Raw genomic sequence first — 17,311 nt, forward strand, 5'->3', positions numbered from 1 at the left:
AAATGCTAAGATTTATTCTGGACTTTAAAAGATAAATTTGATAATAGATGTTTAATCTATTATATCTAAATAAAGGGGGGAACATGCAAATAAGCACCTTGGCTAAACTATACATTTTTATTGATAGGCATGCAGATTATGTTCCCTTAGCAAGCACTGTAACAAGTTTAATAGACATTTTTCAAAAAGTGGCTATTCAGACTTTCAAACCCATAGAAAATCCATCAAGCCACTATTACTACAGTTATTTAAATAAAAAAAGCTTTAAACGCTGTAGCATTTTATTAATTCCTGTATTAGGAAACATAGTTGTAGCAATTCTAGATTTTGCTCAACAAAGATGCAAGGACCCTAGCTATGAGAGGCGAAACTCCCATAAAAACAGTATACATGCTAAAAATAGCAGCACCAAAAATTGCCAAAAGATAAAGACTAAAAACATTACACCCTTACCTATAAATTCCGCTAAAGAAAAAGTGTTATTCTCTAACCAAATCCAGGCCCCAGTAATAAGTAAGTTAGCCGATCAATTAGAGATGTTTATAGATAATGAAGGGATTCTTGATAGCAACTATTGTCAGCAACAAACATGTGATAAACTGAACCGCATTTTTGATAAGCAGCTTCATAAAATTAGAGAGTTAGAAAAAGAAGCTTTTACTATTTTAAAAACATCTAATGATAGTGAACAATATTCTGTATGTCTATCTTCCGCAGAAAAAGAAGTAGAAAGCATAAAAAATATTATAAGCGCCCTTCATAGAAAAAAAGCATCTAACTCAACCCATCATAAAGAGTTTAAAAAAACAGAAAAAACCCTTCAAGATATGCGTTCTTCCATCCCCTTAGGCAATAGCATAATTTTAAGAAAAGATGTAGAAATGATGCAAATCATTTCTTCAGTCCCTCAGGAAAAAACTTACATTTCTTCAGCTCATGGAACTTTCTATGAACCACAAATTAGCCTAGTAGCTTTAAGTGGATGGTTTCATAACTATATTATTGAGGAGTGTTATAAAGGAGTCAGTATAGCGCGTAAGATGGATTGTATGTATAGCCATCAGCTAAACACAATGTGTACAATCATAGGGCTCAAGAAGAAAAAAAATAAAGGAGAGGAAGAAGTAATTCAAAACCATTCTTCTTCTCGAAAGTCTATTAAAGGATCTACTTCAAAGGCAGATAAACAAGAGATGGAGCATCCGTCTATTAGTTGGCCCAAAGTTTCTATCAGTCGTGGCTCAGCTTGGGGTGGAAATATGCTTAGACATAGTAAAGAGAAAAGTTTAGAAGAAGTAAAAGCTTTACAAGAAAATGTTCTTGCAGAGATATCCAAGGAGCTACCCAAAATGCTAGCTCAGTGGAAGTATGAAAAATGGGAGATCGGTACTTCAGAAGACCTTATAATAAAGTATGGAGTTTCGCCTAATATAGCAAGAGAAGCTGATTATATTATATTATTTCATAAAAAATGTGAGTAATCGCCTGGTAAAGATAAATAGTTTTCTAAATATGTATCCTTAAAATAACATTTAGAGCCTTTGGTTAAAGAATGGAAGATAGCTATTCTTTAATCAAAGGAGTATACAGCGTGAATGCAACTAGGGATGGCAAAAAGTTTGTAAGATTATCTATAAAGCAGCCCTCCCCAAAAAATGTAATAAATAGGGCTTAATCTGATATTTGTAATAAAAATAAAGGAAACATAATTTAAAAGCCGCGAGACTTAAAGTCTTGTCGCTCATTAAAATTGGCAAGGCTGAAGTTGAAGCGAGCGGCTCTAAGACCAATAAGGAGTATCAAACGTCAAATTTAGTAACTCATCAAAAAGTTATAAAAAATAAACTTGGTGTTTTAAAGCTAGCTGAAACATTAGGAAATGTATCTTAAGGCGTGTAAGATGATGGGATATTCTACAGATAGCTTTTATAGATTCAAAGAACTTTATGAAACAGATGGAGAAGCAGCCCTTCAGGATATGACACGTAAAAAACCCTGTATAAAAAACAAGGTGGGCGAGTCTATCGAAAAAGCTGTTGTTGATTTTGCTCTTCAAAAGCCTGCTTATGGACAATTAAGAGTATGTAACGAGCTTAAAAAACAAGGGGTTTTCATTTTGCCAGGAGGTGTGCGCTCTGTTTGGCTACGATACAATCTTTAAGACTTTTCAAAAACGTTTCAAAGTATTGGAAGCTAAAATGGCTTTAGGAAGAAATGATATTAACAGAGGACCAACTAAAAGCTCTTGAAAAAGCCAAGGAAGAAAAAGAAGCACATGGCGAAATTGAAACTGAACATTCAGGCTACTTATTATCCCCGGATACCTATTACGTAGGCACTATTAAAGGTTTGGGACGCATTTATCAACAGACAGTGATCGATACCTATTCTAAGGTAGCTTTTGATTACACTTTCTGGATATCTAGACTGCGAAGAATAAATGATCAGCCATTAATCATTGATGGAAAGCAGCTAAAAGGAGTTTTTAGATAACAATAATATCACGCATATTGTCGAAATATTTGCCGCAGAAGGATGCTTAGTCATTGCGCCAGAAAAAGCACCTGATTATTTGAGGGGATTGCTAGGCAAGGTCTTTGTCAAATAATTTTCATCAGAACGCTCTGAGGATAAAGGCAATCTTCCAAATTTCTACATGCCAGAGATTAAGCTATATTTTTATGCAAATTTTTGATAAAATGCGCCCTTATTAATAAATTTAAGCTTTTTTAAATGTTAAGAAGTATGACGGCTTATGGCCGGGGTGCTATAGAGACAGCACTAGGAAGATTTACCGCAGAAATTCAATCGGTTAATCGTAAGCATTTAGAAATAAATGTATTACTCCCAAAAGAGTTAATGCGTTTTGATGCTGAAATAAAAAAATGGATTTCTGCACGAATAGGAAGAGGGCAGATAACTGTTAAGTTTTCCGTAGTGTTTAATCAGACGACTCCTTTAAATGTAGTAGCCAATCTCCCTTTAGCCCTAAAGATTCAAAAGGCTGCCGAGGATTTAGCTTTTACTTTAAAGCTTCCTGTAACGCACGAGCTAACCTTGAAAATGTTGGCTGAGCAACCTAGCATCTTGCTATTTGACGAGCAGATGGAGGATGAAGAGCTTTATCGAGAAGCTCTAAGTACAGCTTTTGAGAAAGCTATGCAAAGCTTTGTGGAAATGAAGCAACACGGAGGCCGCCCTATATTTATTGATATTTCTCAAGGCTTAGAGACTTTACATCAAGATATTGAGCAAATTGCCTACTATGCCCCTCAGGCGACTAAACGCTATCGAGAGAAGCTAGCCGAGCGTTTAAAAGAATTTTCTATAGGACCAAGGGAAGATGAAGAACGGCTTTTACGAGAGATAGGAATTTATGCAGAAAGGATTGACATCAGTGAAGAAATTACTCTTTTTCAAGCTCATCTTAAGCAATTTAAGGATGTCTTATCTTCGCAAAAGGAAGCTGTAGCGAAGAAGCTGGAGTTTATTCTTCAAGAGTTGAATAGAGAGATTAATACGATTGGAGCAAAATCTTCCGAACTAGAGGTTTCACGGCGGGTCGTAGAAATCAAAAGCCTACTGGAAAGGATCCGTGAGATTATTCAAAATGTCGAGTAGCAAGCAATATACAGGGCGAATATTTATTATTAGCGCTCCTACAGGCACAGGTAAAACGACTTTAGTTAAAAGACTGGTTCAAGAACTATCGAATGTAAAACCCAGTATTTCTTACACGACAAGAAAGCCTCGCGTGGGAGAGACAGATGGTGTAGACTACAATTTCATTGATAAAAATGATTTTGAAGCTAAGATTAAAGCAGGGGAGTTTCTGGAGTACGTAGAGCTTTATGGCTTCTATTATGGAACATCACGTGTTTGGATTGAAGAACAGCAGCAAAAAGGTTGCCATATTGTCCTGGTTATCGATACACAAGGCGGGCTTAAACTAAAAGATAAAATTCAAGGAACTTTTATTTTCTTAGCACCCCCTTCCCTCGAAGAGCTAAGAAAGCGCTTGCTAGCGCGTCAAACAGAATCTCTTAGCGTGATCGAAGAGCGTTTATCCTGTGTAAGCAGAGAAATAGAGCAAGGAAAGAAATATGACTACAAGATTATTAATGAGCAATTGGATGTAGCTTACGAAGCTTTAAAAAGTATAATTGTAGCTGAAATGCATCGCATATATTAAATTTACAGAAAGGGAAGTTTATAAATGATACAAAAAAATATCACCAATGAAGCCTTGAAAAAGAAATTTAAAAATCAGTTTGAGATGGTAGGCTATGCCATTTCTTTAGCTGAAAATATGATTTTAACGGGGCGAGATCCACGTGTAAAATCAGACACACAAAATAGAGCCTTACAGATCTTAGAAGAAATCGTTGCGGGCAAAGATCACCTTGAACCAGTCGCTCTTGAAAATAAGAAGCAGGAGGAGAAAGAGGTTACTCGGCATTATTTAGGAGAAAAAGACGCAGGAAGCTCTTCTAAAGGAGCTCCAGAGAGAAAAAGAGCTCGTAAAATTCTCGTCGATTAAGTGGCATGATGAGGAAAGAAAATGCTGGAGACCTATCCTACTGCTGATTATGCTTACATTGTTTATTTATGTGTAGCCATCTTATTGACTCTTATGTTTGCTGCAATAACTGGCATTATTGGATATAAAGTAATAAATCAAGCACCCAGCCAAAGTCCTTATGGGAAGATGCCTTTAAGACGTGCTTCAGATCTGTCTTACGAGAGCAAAGAGCGCGTTTTACGTTTTCTTTTTGAAATGCACCAATATGATAATCGCATGTTTAACTTAGAAAAAGCGGCTTTATGTAGAGAAACAAGGCGGGTTTTCTCTAATGCTATCACCTGGTATGGGGCAATTAAAGTGGATTGGAGCTTTCTTAACAAGCGTTATCCAGGCCATTATGTATCCTGGGGAAGCTTATCTATTTATCAACAAGAAGTTATTCGCTCAGCTCATTCTTCATTAGAGGGTTTTCAGACTGAATATTCTAGTCCCGAGGCTGCACCTAGTAAGGCGGAAAAGTTTTATACCCAAGCTGTTCCTGGCCCTTTATATGTGGATATGGAAAAGAAGATATTGTTAGGATGGAAAATCGTTCCTTTAACTAATCTAGAAGTATTAGTGGTTCAAAAACCAAAAAGTGCTTTCTGAATAGATGTACCCCTAGCTTGGAAAATTGACTGAATAGGAAATATTATAATCTCATGCAAAAAAAAATACTCATTACTTCTGCTCTCCCTTATGCTAATGGGCCGCTCCATTTTGGCCACATTGCTGGTGCTTATCTACCTGGAGATGTCTATGCGCGTTTTCAACGCCTAATGCAAAATGATGTTTTGTATGTGTGTGGTTCAGATGAGTATGGGATTGCTATCACGATCGGTGCTGAAAAAGCAGGCCGGTCTCCTAAAGAACATGTAGATATTTATCACACGATTAATCGAGAATTTTTCAAAAAATTAAATGTGTCTTTTGATAATTACTCCAGGACTACATGGGAAGGCCATCAGCCCTTAGTTCAACAGTATTTTTTAGACTTGCTGGCCAATGGATATATTGAAGAAAGAGTTACTGACCAGCTATATTCTGAAGCTGATAAGCGATTTTTAGCCGATCGATATGTCGTGGGAACTTGCCCTAAATGCGGATTTGCGCAGGCGCGAGGTGACGAATGTCCCAAATGTGGCGCTAGCTACGAAGCCACAGATCTTATTAATCCTCGTTCTCAGCTGTCAGAGGCACCTTTAGTCCTTCGCCCTACCAAGCATTGGTTTTTACTCCTTGATAAGTTTAAAGAGAGACTTTTGAGATGGATGGAGACCAAGCAGTGGAAGCCCAATGTTGTAAATTTTATCAAAAGCTATATAGAGGATTTACGCCCGCGTGCTATTACCCGCGATATGAGCTGGGGGATTCCTATTCCTTTACCTGAAGTGGAGCAAAAGGCTTTATATGTCTGGTTTGATGCTCCTATTGGATATATATCGGCAAGCGTAGAATGGGCTCAAAAAGAAGGCGATCCTGAATTATGGAAATCTTATTGGTGTGACCCTAATACTAAATTGGTTCATTTTCTGGGGAAGGATAATATCCCTTTTCATGCCGCTATATTTCCCGCTATGACCATGGGGCAAAATCAACCTTTTAAACTAGTCGATGAACTCCCAGCCAATGAATTTTTAAATTTAGAGGGGAGGCAGTTTAGCAAATCGGATGGATGGTTTATTGATTTGGAAGAATTTTTTCATCATTATACGACAGATCAAATTCGTTATACTCTAGCTGCTAATGCTCCTGAAACATCCGATGCGGAATTTACCTGGAAAGATTTTCAGTCGCGCTGCAATACGGATCTGCTAGGTAAGTATGGAAATTTGGTCAATCGTGTTTTAGTATTTGCTAAAAATCATTGCGAAGGGCAGATGCCTGCCGTGCAAGCTTTAGAGCCAATTGATGAAGAATTTTTACTTAATATTAATAAACTTGCCAATGAAGCCGCTTGCTGCTATGAAACCTTTAAAGTTCGCCGGGCTAGCCAATTAATTATGGAATTAGCCCAGCTAGGAAATGTCTATTTCGATGCTAAAAAACCTTGGAAGGAAGCAAAAAATCCTGATAGTAAGCATGCGGTAGCTACTACTATCGCCTGCTGTTTAGAGTGTCTAAAATGCTTAGCACTTATTTCTTCTCCTATCATTCCCGAGTCAGCCGATAAAGTGTGGAAGCTTCTAGGCTATGTTTCTCAATTAGAGAAGGGGAATTGGGTTCAAATTTTAAATACATCTATTCCTGCTCATCAGCAACTTCAGACGCCACAGATACTATTTAAAAAAGTAGAAGATGAACAGATTGAGAAGGAGCTCAATCATCTTCAGGCGCTAGCTGAGCAAGCAAAGAAAGATCATCCTTCTCAGATGGTTTACGCTCCTTTAAAAGAAATGGTAGAGATTGAAGCGCTGCAGAAGTTAGATTTACGCGTAGGAGTAATCAAAGATGCAAAGAGCCTGCCTAAAAGTAAAAAATTATTGTTGCTAGAAGTAGATCTTGGCTTTGAGACTCGCTCGATAGTTTCAGGGATCAGCCAACAATATCAACCGCAAGCATTAATTGGGAAGAAAGTTATCGTAGTGGCTAATTTAAAGCCTGCCACTTTAATGGGAAATATTAGCCAAGGAATGCTTTTAGCAGCCTCTGATGAGAAAAAACTAGAACTTCTTTCTATTCAAGATATTTCACCTGGTGCGGTTGTTAGCTAGGCTCTCCTTTTAAATTTAAAAGGCGATGGTTAACTGGTTGTAGATAAATCAGGCATGGTATCTTTTTGAAAGGCTTTTTTTAGGTAAACATCTACTTAATAAAAAACCTACTTTCAAGAAAAGAGCCAGATTTTAAAAATTTTTTAGATTGTACCCTTCGAGTTTAAAAAGGATTATTCTAACCGCATGGCTAAGGAGAAACTTAAAATTTTTTCGCTTTTTTAAAAGCTAGGAATTTTTATTTTGTTTTTTACCTAATGGGTGGGCTCCGCATAAAAAAGAACACCATCATGCTTAAAAAATAGCACTATAAACTTCTCATGAGTAACTTGCAAAAGTCGTGCGGGTAGCTTTGCTTGCTTTTAAGCTAAAGCTAACTATTAAAAATGAGTAAGACTGATAAAAGGTGGTAAATCTTTTTCTCTGGATTTAAAGCAATTGATGAACAACTGCCTACTCAATCTAAGAGAAGAAGCTGGGAGGAGAATAAGGGGACATATAAATATTAAAAAATTACAAGGAGTGTAAGTTTGTAGAATAACTTTAACTTACACTCTTTTTTTTAAACTGTGTGACCTTGAGCTCTTAAGCGGCGTATAATCGTACTGACACCCACCTTATCAATAGTTCTTAAAGCTTGTGTAGATAAGCGTAAAGTCACAAAGCGTTTTTCATCGCCGAACCATATACGTTTAGAAACAAGATTGGGCTGAAAACGTCGCTTAGTTTTACCAGTAACCTTAAGACCAATCCCTTTTTTCTTTTTAGCAATCCCTCTGATTGTGTACTTATAACCACGGGCGGGTTTTTTTCCTGTAACAGTACAGATTTTTGACATAACTGTAACTCCGATGAAGCGTAATTATTTGAAAAGGGGATATTAGCATTTATAGGGGTTATAAGCAAGGAAAAATATAATAAAGGAGACCCTAGAAAATACAATTAGAAATTTCAGTCGATAGGAAGCCACTTTTCTTGAATATTAAAGCGCTTATCGCTCTGCTTTTTTCTTTCTTTTTCTACCATTTCTTCGTTGTTCACTTCTTTTATAGTTTGTGCAAATGCTCTTTTGTAGGCCTCAATTTTATCTAGCAACTTTAATACGTTTCCCCATTCTTCTGCATTCAGCTTCAAAGGATGTTCTAACATTTTTTTTATATGGGAAAGATTAGTACCTAGTTTTAGATAAATACGTTCATCATTTTTATGAAGACGTTTAAGTTCAGAGATCATATAGATAGCAGTTTTTCTTTTATTAATACGGGTTTCATCTAACGCTCTTTTTTCGTTAATATCCTTGGAGGTAGAGTCGATGATTTTTTTTATGTTTAATTTGTCAAGCCCTTGGATTAAAGACTCTTCCACTTTAGTAAAATTAGTTTTAGGCATAAGACCACTCATTTTTTGTTATGACTTGCTAGCTTTATCTTATCATTAAAATTTATATTTGACAAACTTACATTCTTGTAATATATCTCGCCTAGATAAAGTCTAATCTTTACAAGGCATATCTCATTATCCTACCAACCTATTAAACAATGCGAGTTTTTGAATGGAAGAAATGACAGTCGATTTAGTGGTCATCGGCGCAGGCCCAGCAGGACAAAAAGCAGCAATTCAAGGAGCCAAATTAGGTAAAAAAGTAATTGTAATTGATAAATTACCCGAACCGGGAGGAAACTGTCTGTATTCAGGTACCATTCCTTCTAAATCTCTTAGGGAAGCAATTATTGATTTAACCCGCTTTTATGAGAGGGGATTTAATAGCGGGGAATTTGCCTTACAAGAGGTTTCTATTCCTCAACTGAACCAACGGCTACATAAAGTGATTGAAGAAGAAAGAAGCACTGTTTATCGGCAATTAAGAAAAAATGGTATTCGTCTAATTTATGGAACAGCACGTTTTGAAAATCCTCGCATGTTGATTGTTATGGATGATGATTATCGGCTACTTTATCAAATTAACACTGAGTTTGTTGTTATCGCTACCGGCTCCAAGCCCAGAAATCCTAATAATATACCTTTCGATAACGATGTTATTTTTGACTCAACGCGTCTTTTAGGGATAGAAAAAGTTCCTTCCAGTCTCATTGTATTAGGAGGAGGAATTATTGGCTCAGAATATGCAAGCTTTTTCGCTGCTTTAGGAACCGAGGTTACAGTCATTGATAAAAAAGACCATATCTTACCTTCTTTAGATCCCGAAATTGGCATTATTTTACAAACTTGCTTGAAGGACTTGGGATTACGTTTTCTAGGAAATAAAGAGGCTGCTCAAATTGCTCGTATTAATGATAAAGCTTATGTAAAATGCAAGGATGGTACCGAGATATCAGCAGATGCCCTACTGTTTGCGCTAGGACGGAGCGCCTATGTCGATGGCTTACATATTGAAAACGCGGGCTTAAGCGTTAATAACAAAGGATATATTCCTGTCAATGCGCTATTTCAGACAGAACGACCTAATATTTATGCCGTAGGAGATGTGATTGGCGGGCCTTGCTTAGCTTCAACTAGTATGGAGCAAGGACGTCTAGCAGCGCGCCATGCTTTTGGTGTGCATCATCGTTTATTTCCTAATCTTTACCCTATCGGTATTTATACTATACCTGAAATTTCAAGTTGCGGCTATAATGAAGATGAGTTGCGAGAGATGGGCTTTCGCTATGAAGTAGGAAGAGCTTATTATTATGAGATCGCCCGCAGCCATATTGTAGGAAGTAATACCGGAATGTTTAAAATCCTTTTTCATGCCGAGACACTAGAAATCTTGGGTGTCCATATTATTGGACGAAGTGCTACAGAAGTTATCCACATTGGGCAAGTGGCCATGAGCTTTAATGCAAAAATAGATTATTTTATTGATCAGGTCTTTAATTACCCTACTTATGCGGAAGGCTATCGCATTGCTGCTCTCAATGGATTTAATAAAATTAGTTATAAAAAGTATGTCGATGTCAAACAATAAAGAGAAATCAGATAGAAGAGGAGAAGCTAGGGATAGCGAGCCTTTAAAAGAAGACAATGAGGGAAAGATTACCGAATATGTTTTTTTGGATATAAATTCTTCTTCAACAGAGGAGGCTGAAAAAGCTAGTTTCGACCCAGGTCAAAATCCGGGGGAGATATTTGAATCCGTTCAATCTTTGTCCCAAGGAAATTATCCTTCTTATCTAAGAATGTTAGCCTTTTTAGCCACATTAGTGATGGCGTTGGGCTCAATTTTAGCTTTAATCATGACATTGGGCATAGGGACAATTTCATTGATATTGTTACGTCAATCTGTTGGAGTGAATAAACAAGCCTCTTTTGCCTGGAGATGTTTTAAGAAAATGCTAGTCTTTACGCTAGGCTGTTTTGTGGGCATTTTCCATCTCAGTTACGGGATAGGGCTGATATTAATGTATTTTCTCCTTACTGGTGAATCTGTTAATAACCGCTGGATGCAAGAATTTACTAGGTACAGAGGACCTTAAGATTCTGGTGAGCAAAAGAGTTCAAAGGTCGGTGTTTGACCTTGGCTCTTTTTCTTAAGGTTTAGGACCTTCTTTTATTCTAAACGCAATCTTGTCTTTTTCCATATATAATTCAATAGAACTTTTCGAAGGAATCCTGCCCTCAAGAATAGCTTTAGAAAGCATGTTGATCACTTCTGTTTGAATATAGCGTTTTAAGGGTCTTGCCCCAAATAAAGGATCATAACCTTCGCGAGAAAGATGACTTAAAACTTCTGGAGTCCATTCTAAATTAACATCTCGGTCTTTTAAACGTTTAGCGAGCTGTTTAAGCTGAAGAGCGACAATTTTTTCCATGTCTTTTTCTTGCAAAGGCAGAAAGGGAAGGATATCATCTAAGCGGTTAATAAATTCTGGTCGAAAATAAGTTTTTATTACAGGCTGTAAAATAGATAAAATTTGCTCTTTAGATAAGCCCGTTTGATTTTTCTCAAGCTTTTCTAATAGCAAATCCGAGCCAATGTTGGAAGTCATAATAAAAATAGCATTTTTACAGTTAATTGTTCTTCCTTTACTATCTGTAATGCGGCCCTCATCAAAGATTTGCAAAAGAAGGTTAAAGACATCAGAATGGGCTTTTTCAATCTCATCAAATAAAACCACTGCGTAAGGACGCCTTCGTATAGCTTCTGTTAATTGTCCTCCTTCCTCATATCCCACATAGCCAGGAGGAGAGCCTATCATTCTAGCTATGCTATGCTTCTCCATATATTCAGACATGTCCAAGCGAATAATAGCATCTTCTTGATCAAAAAGTTGTTCAGCAAGCGCTTTAGCCAACTCAGTTTTTCCTACCCCTGTAGGACCTAGGAATAGAAATACACCTACAGGGCGCCCTGGATCACTTAAGCCTGAGCGAGAACGTCGGATAGCTTCGCTGACGGCAGTGACGGCAAGCTCTTGACCTACGACGCGCTTTGCTAGCACTTCTTCTAATTTAAGAAGCTTTTCGGCTTCTCCTTCTAACATTTTACTGACAGGAATACCGGTCCATTTTGAAACGATATGGGCGATTAAATTTTCATCTACCTCTTCCTGTAGTAAGCGAGCCACTTTTTCATTGAGCTTACTTTGAATAGCAGTAATTTCTGCCTCCACCTTAGGGAGCGTGCTATAACGTATTTCAGCTACTTTATTATAATCAGCTTTGCGTTCTAATTCTTCGGCATAAAATCGCAGCTGCTCAAGCTCATTTTTCTTCTTTTGTACTTCTTCTATAAGTTTCTTCTCATGATTCCATTGATCTCTTAAAACAGCTAACTCTTCTTTGATTTGAGCAATTCTAGCTTCAAGCTTATCAGCTTCCTCTTTAGAAGAAGGACTGTTTTCACGTCGCAAAGCTTCTTGTTCTACAATTAAGCTACTTAGCTCCCGTTCTTTACGATCAATAGGTAACGGCCGGCTTCCAATTTGCATGCGAATCATGCTAGCAGCTTCATCGATCAAATCGATAGCTTTATCAGGTAGGCGTCTATCAGTAATATAACGATAGGATAAGAACACTGCAGCATGAATAGCTGATTCAGTAATACGTACGCCATGAAAGATTTCAAAACGTTCGCGTAGACCTCTTAATATAGCTATAGAATCTTCTAAAGTAGGCTCTTGGACCATGACAGGCTGAAAGCGGCGTTCCAAGGCGGCATCCTTTTCAATATACTTTTGGTACTCATTAAGAGTTGTTGCTCCAATGCAATGGAGAGTACCGCGCGCAAGAGCAGGTTTCAGTAGGTTAGCAGCATCCATCGACCCTTCTGTAGCACCTGCTCCCACCAGAGTGTGAACTTCATCAATGAATAAGATGATGCGCCCTTCACTATTTTCAATGTCAGTTAAAATGCCTTTTAAACGTTCTTCAAATTCACCTCGATACTTGGTACCCGCAATTAAACTACCCATATCGAGGGCTAACAACTGCTTATTCTTGAGGGATTCAGGCACATCTTGGGAAATAATTCTTTGAGCTAACCCTTCGGCTATAGCTGTTTTTCCAACTCCTGGGTCCCCAATCAGCATGGGATTGTTTTTAGTGCGGCGACTTAAGATTTGCATAGTACGTCGGATTTCTTCATCCCGGCCAATGACAGGGTCTAATTTGCCCTGGCTAGCAAGCTGAGTAAGATTTTTACAATATTTTTCCAAGGTTTGTAAACTTGCTTCTGCGTTAGGCGAATCCATATGTCTCGCTCCTCGAATTTTTTTAATTTGTTCCTCAACATTTTTCAAAGAAATGCCTGTAGCTTGTTTCCAAGGGTTAAAAGGTTCTCCACCATTTTTCCAGTAAGAAAGTAAAAAATGATCACTACTGGTATAAGTATCATTCATTTGCTTAGCTATGTTCTGAGCATCAGCAATGCGCATCTGTAAGTTACGGGCGGTTTGTGGAGGTTGAGGGGAGCCTGCATAAGTAGGCTGTTGCTCGATAGCACGCTGCACTTCTTCTATTAATACCTGCGGCTTTGTATTAAGAGTCGTAAGAATAGAAGTGAAATAACCTTGCGGATCATCTAAAAAAGCTTTAAGCAGATTATTTTCAGTGGCTTCTGTATTGTTATGTTGCTGAGCAATTTTGAAAGCTTCTTCTAACGCTTTTATGACGGCTTCTGTGAAATTTTGTGCCATTTCAACTCTCCGCTTGTAAGATAGGAAGTATCAATTTACGGATAACTTAGGCATTTGTCAATATGAAAAACATTTGCGTTTAAGACTTATTTCTCTTGATTTGCTATTTTTTTGTTAGCCCCTTTACATGAAAAGCAGGGGAGGATTGTATTTATCCCTTTAGTAATTTCCTTGGTTTGTTTCAAACGAGCAAAAAGCTTATGAGAAGCTATCTCTTTGTAAGAAAGAAAAAATCACTTCTAGTCGCTCTCTTAAGCAGATACCTAAAAACAGTAAGCGGCCACGAGATATAAAAGGGGGAGGCAAAATCTCTTTATTTTATAAAGGCTTTGTATGCTAATAGCCAATAAACTTTTAGCCTAAGTATGTTTCTTTGCTTTCGACCTGGTCCAAATGGCTAAACTCCCGGCATTAATTACAATAAAGTTTTTCCTCTCCTGGTTACTAAAGAGGATTTTTTAGGAAGAGATTTCGTACTTAAGCGATGACTTTAGCTTTTTGTAAGTTTATTTGCTTGTAGCTAGGGCAATAATTATCGGATCATTTTGAAACTCTTGGCTAGCATACCGAACGGCTGAAGCATTTTGTTGAACAGCGGTAAGCACCACCTCTCGATCGTTCTGAAGTTCTTGGCTAGCATAATCTAGCGCCAGACCATTTTGCCGTACAGCAGCAAGAACGAATTCTTTATGATTGCGAAACGTAGGAGTATACTTAAGGACCAAACCATCTTTCTGGACAAGTTCAAGGCACGCCTGATAAAACACTTTTCCAAACAGTGGAGCCTCGTTAGTATGCTCAAGATCCGAATGGTTTTGCTCTTTAGTGGTAAGATTTATTTTTATATCGTTGTCAAGTGGTAGATTGGCAGGGATAGATGGGCCATCATTATACTGGGTTGGCTCTATCCCGGTATTTTTATTGTAATTTTTTCTATGAGCAAAGTCATAAATTCCAACGATTATATTTCCTAATACAGGGAGCAACAAGATTATACAGCGCCCAAAGCTTTTTTGACTAAGGTGACTATAGTAGGAGCTTTTAGGCATACTCTCTTTTTGCTTGATAGGTAAAACAACAGCTTTTTGAAAGATATAGGCTAAATTAGTTAGAGTACTAACAAAAGGCAAATAGTCGCTCTTATTAACGATAAATCGGCAGGTGTTAGATAAAAAATTTGTTCGCATGGCAACCCTTTGCTTATCAATTTTTGTAGATTACATTTTAAAAATAATCCTATTTGAAATCAATAAAGCAGCTTAAGATATAAGCAGTTTAACTTACAGGAAAATTGTACAAAGATTTTATTAAGCATTTTTATCTTATAATTCCTATCTCAGTGGTTTGCTCTTTTATCTCTATCCCTGCTTTTGCCTTGGTATTTACTTTTAATAGATGGATTGTACGTTTTCTAAAAATAGATAATTGATTGGCTCTTCGGAGGTTTACGCGGTAAAAGGTTTATTTAACTATTTTTCTCCTTAGAGAAATGTTTTACCATCTAAATCTCCGAAGAGCCAATCATATTTCAATTTTTAAAGCTAATAATAAAAGAGTAAAAAGCTTTTAAGGGTTATCCTTATCCTCTTGAAGGATTGCTTGCAATATTAGGATTATCAAGATAGAATTCATGGCTTAAAGGAAATTTTATAGTGAGTATATTTCATGAAATACTGCGAATCCATTGCACAGCTGAAAAGACGCCCGACACGTGAGGTGATGGTTGGCCCTGTAGGAGTGGGGGGTAACAATCCTATTCGCATTCAGTCTATGACGACTTCCAATACACGAGATGTTGAAGCGACAACCCAGCAAATTATGCGTTTAGCCGATGCTGGTTGTGAAATTGCTCGCGTGACTGTACAGGGTATGAAAGAAGCTGACAGCTGCGAAGCCATAAAAAATGGCTTGCTTCAAAAAGGATATTCGATCCCGCTTGTGGCAGATATCCATTTTTTTCCTCCGGCTGCTATGCGGGTGATAGATTTCGTTGATAAGGTACGTATCAATCCGGGCAATTTTGTCGATAAAAGAGCAAGCTTTAAGGTGATCGATTATGATGACTATTCGTATGCTCAAGAATTACTGAAAATTGAAGAAAAATTTACCCCTTTAGTAGAAAAGTGTAAAAGCTTGAAGCGCGCCATGCGCATCGGAACTAACCATGGCTCTCTTTCCGATAGAATTATGAACCGGTATGGAGATACGCCTGCAGGAATGGTAGAGTCTGCTCTGGAGTTTGCACGAATCTGTCGCAAAAATGATTACCATGATTTTATATTTTCTATGAAATCTTCTAATCCTCAGGTCATGATTTTGGCTTATCGCTTACTTGTAGCAGAGATGTACAAATTAGGGTGGGACTATCCTTTACACCTAGGGGTTACAGAAGCTGGCGAAGGGGAAGATGGAAGGATAAAATCTGCCATGGGAATTGGGAGTTTACTGTTAGATGGGATTGGAGATACTATTCGGGTGTCTTTGACAGAGGATCCCTGGCATGAGATTGATCCTTGCAGACGTTTAATTAAATTTACTCAAGAATATTCTCAACAAAATGAGCTAATTTTTGAAGAGCGCTGTCGGGATTTCCAGAATATTGAAAGGCGTGCAATTACTTATCCAAAGCACATCGGCATGCATAAAGATGGCACAGTTTGGGTCTCTGCCTCTAAAAACAATCAAGAAGATGCCTTGTTTTATCAGCATCTAGGTTGTGAGGTACAATTGGGACGGCCTCAACCTAAAATCTCTTCAATAGATGGCCTTATTATTCCGGATGGCGACTTTTACAAGCAGGTGCTGCAACCTTTACAGGAAATAGGAATAAGCATTTTTTCTTCTCATTCTCAAGAAGGAGTAGTGCCTTTATTGAATCTGATAGAGGCTCGTCAATATGTTAATCAGCATAAGTTTTTGTTAAACTCTCAAACTTCTTGGGCACTCGCCCTTAGTGATGAATCTCCTGACGAATGGGAAGCTATTCCTTCTTTACAGCCTTCCTTGATTATATTTCGTCCCTCTTCTTCTCGCGTTTTTAAAGCACGACGCTTTTTTGATTGGCTAAAGCAAAACCAGATCGGTATTCCCGTCATCCTTAACTTTCAATATAGCGGCAGCCAAGAAGATCTGGTGATTCAAGCTTCAATGGAATATGGGGCTCTTTTTTGCGATGGACTTGGAGAAGGAATATGGTTGGAGGCCCCTTATGATATTAATTATTTGCGTCATTTAAGTTTTAGTATCTTGCAAGCGGCTCGTATGCGCATGGTTAAGACCGACTTTATCTCCTGTCCCAGCTGTGGCAGAACTTTATTCGATCTTCAGGAAGTGACTAAAAGGATACGTGAGCGAACTTCACATCTGCCGGGAGTCAAGATTGCTATTATGGGCTGCATTGTCAATGGCCCAGGGGAGATGGCTGATGCTGACTTCGGCTATGTAGGGTCTAAGGCAGGCATGATCGATCTATATGTAGGCAAAGAATGTGTCCAAAAAAATATTCCTTTCGCTGAAGCTGATGATAAGTTGGTGGAATTACTCAAATCATATGGCAAATGGCAAGAGCCCTGCTTAACATAACGGCAGGAAAACTTTCTTCGGCTCTATAAGTGATAAAAGCAGGTTGAGTGCGGTTATAACTAATGCAAAGAAATTGCAGAGATTTTGCCATAAGCTTTTGAAGCAGATCAAACATTTCCATGCTTACTTGGAACACCCTGCTATTCCTATGACCCATAATGCTGCTGAAGAATCTTTAAGAAATCTTGTCATTGTACGTAAGTTATGTCTAGGTAGCCTACCTATGGCAAAAGATGGAGGGAGGCGCTGCATAGCTATACCGAAACTCTTTATCGACAAGGAAAGTCTATTCTAGATTTTCTACCAGACGCTAT

Annotated in this window: 14 protein-coding genes and 1 pseudogene; 11 read left to right on the forward strand and 4 right to left on the reverse strand. The window is 37.9% G+C overall.

Features of this window, described 5'->3' with window-relative positions:
• The first annotated feature begins 83 nt into the window (after positions 1 to 83).
• The 7 genes and pseudogenes from DB42_RS06015 (at position 84) to metG (ending at position 7,278) form a co-directional block, all read left to right on the forward strand.
• Positions 84 to 1,481, forward strand: a complete 1,398-nt coding sequence (locus DB42_RS06015) for a hypothetical protein (RefSeq protein WP_044882170.1) — start codon at positions 84 to 86, stop codon at positions 1,479 to 1,481.
• Between the two features lie 352 nt (positions 1,482 to 1,833).
• Positions 1,834 to 2,400 (forward strand): annotated as a pseudogene (locus DB42_RS11600) (helix-turn-helix domain-containing protein); the annotation flags it as partial.
• Between the two features lie 333 nt (positions 2,401 to 2,733).
• The gene (locus DB42_RS06030) at positions 2,734 to 3,621 is read left to right on the forward strand and encodes a YicC/YloC family endoribonuclease (protein ID WP_044882172.1); all 888 of its coding nucleotides are present in this window, start codon (positions 2,734 to 2,736) and stop codon (positions 3,619 to 3,621) included.
• A complete protein-coding gene (gene gmk / locus DB42_RS06035) occupies positions 3,611 to 4,192 on the forward strand; it encodes a guanylate kinase (RefSeq protein WP_044882173.1) in 582 nt (193 codons plus the stop codon). The genes DB42_RS06030 and gmk overlap by 11 nt, the downstream gene beginning before the upstream one ends.
• Positions 4,193 to 4,216: 24 nt before the next feature.
• Positions 4,217 to 4,540: a hypothetical protein gene (locus tag DB42_RS10470; protein ID WP_052243922.1), complete on the forward strand. Its 324-nt coding sequence runs from the start codon at positions 4,217 to 4,219 to the stop codon at positions 4,538 to 4,540.
• Between the two features lie 21 nt (positions 4,541 to 4,561).
• On the forward strand, positions 4,562 to 5,173 hold the full coding sequence (locus DB42_RS06045; protein ID WP_039385051.1) for a hypothetical protein: 612 nt from the start codon (positions 4,562 to 4,564) through the stop codon (positions 5,171 to 5,173).
• Between the two features lie 53 nt (positions 5,174 to 5,226).
• Entirely contained in the window at positions 5,227 to 7,278 is a 2,052-nt protein-coding gene (gene metG, locus DB42_RS06050; RefSeq protein WP_044882174.1) for a methionine--tRNA ligase, read from the forward strand.
• A 562-nt stretch (positions 7,279 to 7,840) separates the two neighbouring features.
• Here the strand turns inward: metG and rpmB are convergent.
• Positions 7,841 to 8,116, reverse strand: a complete 276-nt coding sequence (gene rpmB / locus DB42_RS06055; protein WP_039385022.1) for a 50S ribosomal protein L28 — start codon at positions 8,114 to 8,116, stop codon at positions 7,841 to 7,843.
• A gap of 113 nt (positions 8,117 to 8,229) precedes the next feature.
• Positions 8,230 to 8,667: a hypothetical protein gene (locus DB42_RS06060; RefSeq protein WP_044882175.1), complete on the reverse strand. Its 438-nt coding sequence runs from the start codon at positions 8,665 to 8,667 to the stop codon at positions 8,230 to 8,232.
• Positions 8,668 to 8,839: 172 nt separating this feature from the next.
• Here DB42_RS06060 and sthA point away from each other — a divergent pair, with 172 nt between their 5' ends.
• Both sthA and DB42_RS06070 read left to right on the forward strand, forming a co-directional pair.
• The gene (gene sthA / locus DB42_RS06065; protein WP_238579004.1) at positions 8,840 to 10,246 is read left to right on the forward strand and encodes a Si-specific NAD(P)(+) transhydrogenase; all 1,407 of its coding nucleotides are present in this window, start codon (positions 8,840 to 8,842) and stop codon (positions 10,244 to 10,246) included.
• Positions 10,233 to 10,754 (forward strand): hypothetical protein, encoded by a 522-nt coding sequence (locus tag DB42_RS06070; protein ID WP_044882177.1) that lies wholly within the window; start codon positions 10,233 to 10,235, stop codon positions 10,752 to 10,754. The genes sthA and DB42_RS06070 overlap by 14 nt, the downstream gene beginning before the upstream one ends.
• 54 nt (positions 10,755 to 10,808) lie before the next feature.
• On the opposite strand, the gene DB42_RS06075 is transcribed toward DB42_RS06070, so the two are convergent.
• Positions 10,809 to 13,415 carry an ATP-dependent Clp protease ATP-binding subunit gene (locus DB42_RS06075; RefSeq protein ID WP_044882178.1) on the reverse strand — a complete coding sequence of 869 codons (2,607 nt, stop codon included), beginning with the start codon at positions 13,413 to 13,415 and terminating at the stop codon, positions 10,809 to 10,811.
• 506 nt (positions 13,416 to 13,921) lie between these two features.
• The gene (locus tag DB42_RS06080) at positions 13,922 to 14,602 is read right to left on the reverse strand and encodes a DUF4116 domain-containing protein (RefSeq protein ID WP_044882179.1); all 681 of its coding nucleotides are present in this window, start codon (positions 14,600 to 14,602) and stop codon (positions 13,922 to 13,924) included.
• Positions 14,603 to 15,080: 478 nt separating this feature from the next.
• Between DB42_RS06080 and ispG the strand changes: the two genes are divergently transcribed.
• Complete coding sequence (gene ispG, locus DB42_RS06085; protein WP_044882180.1) at positions 15,081 to 16,997, forward strand: (E)-4-hydroxy-3-methylbut-2-enyl-diphosphate synthase; 1,917 nt, start codon at positions 15,081 to 15,083, stop codon at positions 16,995 to 16,997.
• A gap of 43 nt (positions 16,998 to 17,040) precedes the next feature.
• On the forward strand, positions 17,041 to 17,292 hold the full coding sequence (locus DB42_RS11860) for a transposase (protein WP_044882181.1): 252 nt from the start codon (positions 17,041 to 17,043) through the stop codon (positions 17,290 to 17,292).
• Positions 17,293 to 17,311: the final 19 nt, after the last annotated feature.

This window comes from Neochlamydia sp. EPS4 (assembly GCF_000813665.1).
Taxonomy (GTDB): domain Bacteria; phylum Chlamydiota; class Chlamydiia; order Chlamydiales; family Parachlamydiaceae; genus Neochlamydia.

Excerpts from the sequence above, each read along its gene's own strand:
- DB42_RS06015 (WP_044882170.1), top strand. The coding sequence starts at position 84 with ATGCAAATAAGCACCTTGGCTAAACTATACATTTTTATTGATAGGCAT.
- DB42_RS06030 (WP_044882172.1), top strand. The coding sequence starts at position 2,734 with ATGTTAAGAAGTATGACGGCTTATGGCCGGGGTGCTATAGAGACAGCA.
- gmk (WP_044882173.1), top strand. The coding sequence starts at position 3,611 with ATGTCGAGTAGCAAGCAATATACAGGGCGAATATTTATTATTAGCGCT.
- DB42_RS10470 (WP_052243922.1), top strand. The coding sequence starts at position 4,217 with ATGATACAAAAAAATATCACCAATGAAGCCTTGAAAAAGAAATTTAAA.
- DB42_RS06045 (WP_039385051.1), top strand. The coding sequence starts at position 4,562 with ATGCTGGAGACCTATCCTACTGCTGATTATGCTTACATTGTTTATTTA.
- metG (WP_044882174.1), top strand. The coding sequence starts at position 5,227 with ATGCAAAAAAAAATACTCATTACTTCTGCTCTCCCTTATGCTAATGGG.
- rpmB (WP_039385022.1), bottom strand. The coding sequence starts at position 8,116 with ATGTCAAAAATCTGTACTGTTACAGGAAAAAAACCCGCCCGTGGTTAT.
- DB42_RS06060 (WP_044882175.1), bottom strand. The coding sequence starts at position 8,667 with ATGCCTAAAACTAATTTTACTAAAGTGGAAGAGTCTTTAATCCAAGGG.
- sthA (WP_238579004.1), top strand. The coding sequence starts at position 8,840 with ATGACAGTCGATTTAGTGGTCATCGGCGCAGGCCCAGCAGGACAAAAA.
- DB42_RS06070 (WP_044882177.1), top strand. The coding sequence starts at position 10,233 with ATGTCAAACAATAAAGAGAAATCAGATAGAAGAGGAGAAGCTAGGGAT.
- DB42_RS06075 (WP_044882178.1), bottom strand. The coding sequence starts at position 13,415 with ATGGCACAAAATTTCACAGAAGCCGTCATAAAAGCGTTAGAAGAAGCT.
- DB42_RS06080 (WP_044882179.1), bottom strand. The coding sequence starts at position 14,602 with ATGCGAACAAATTTTTTATCTAACACCTGCCGATTTATCGTTAATAAG.
- ispG (WP_044882180.1), top strand. The coding sequence starts at position 15,081 with ATGAAATACTGCGAATCCATTGCACAGCTGAAAAGACGCCCGACACGT.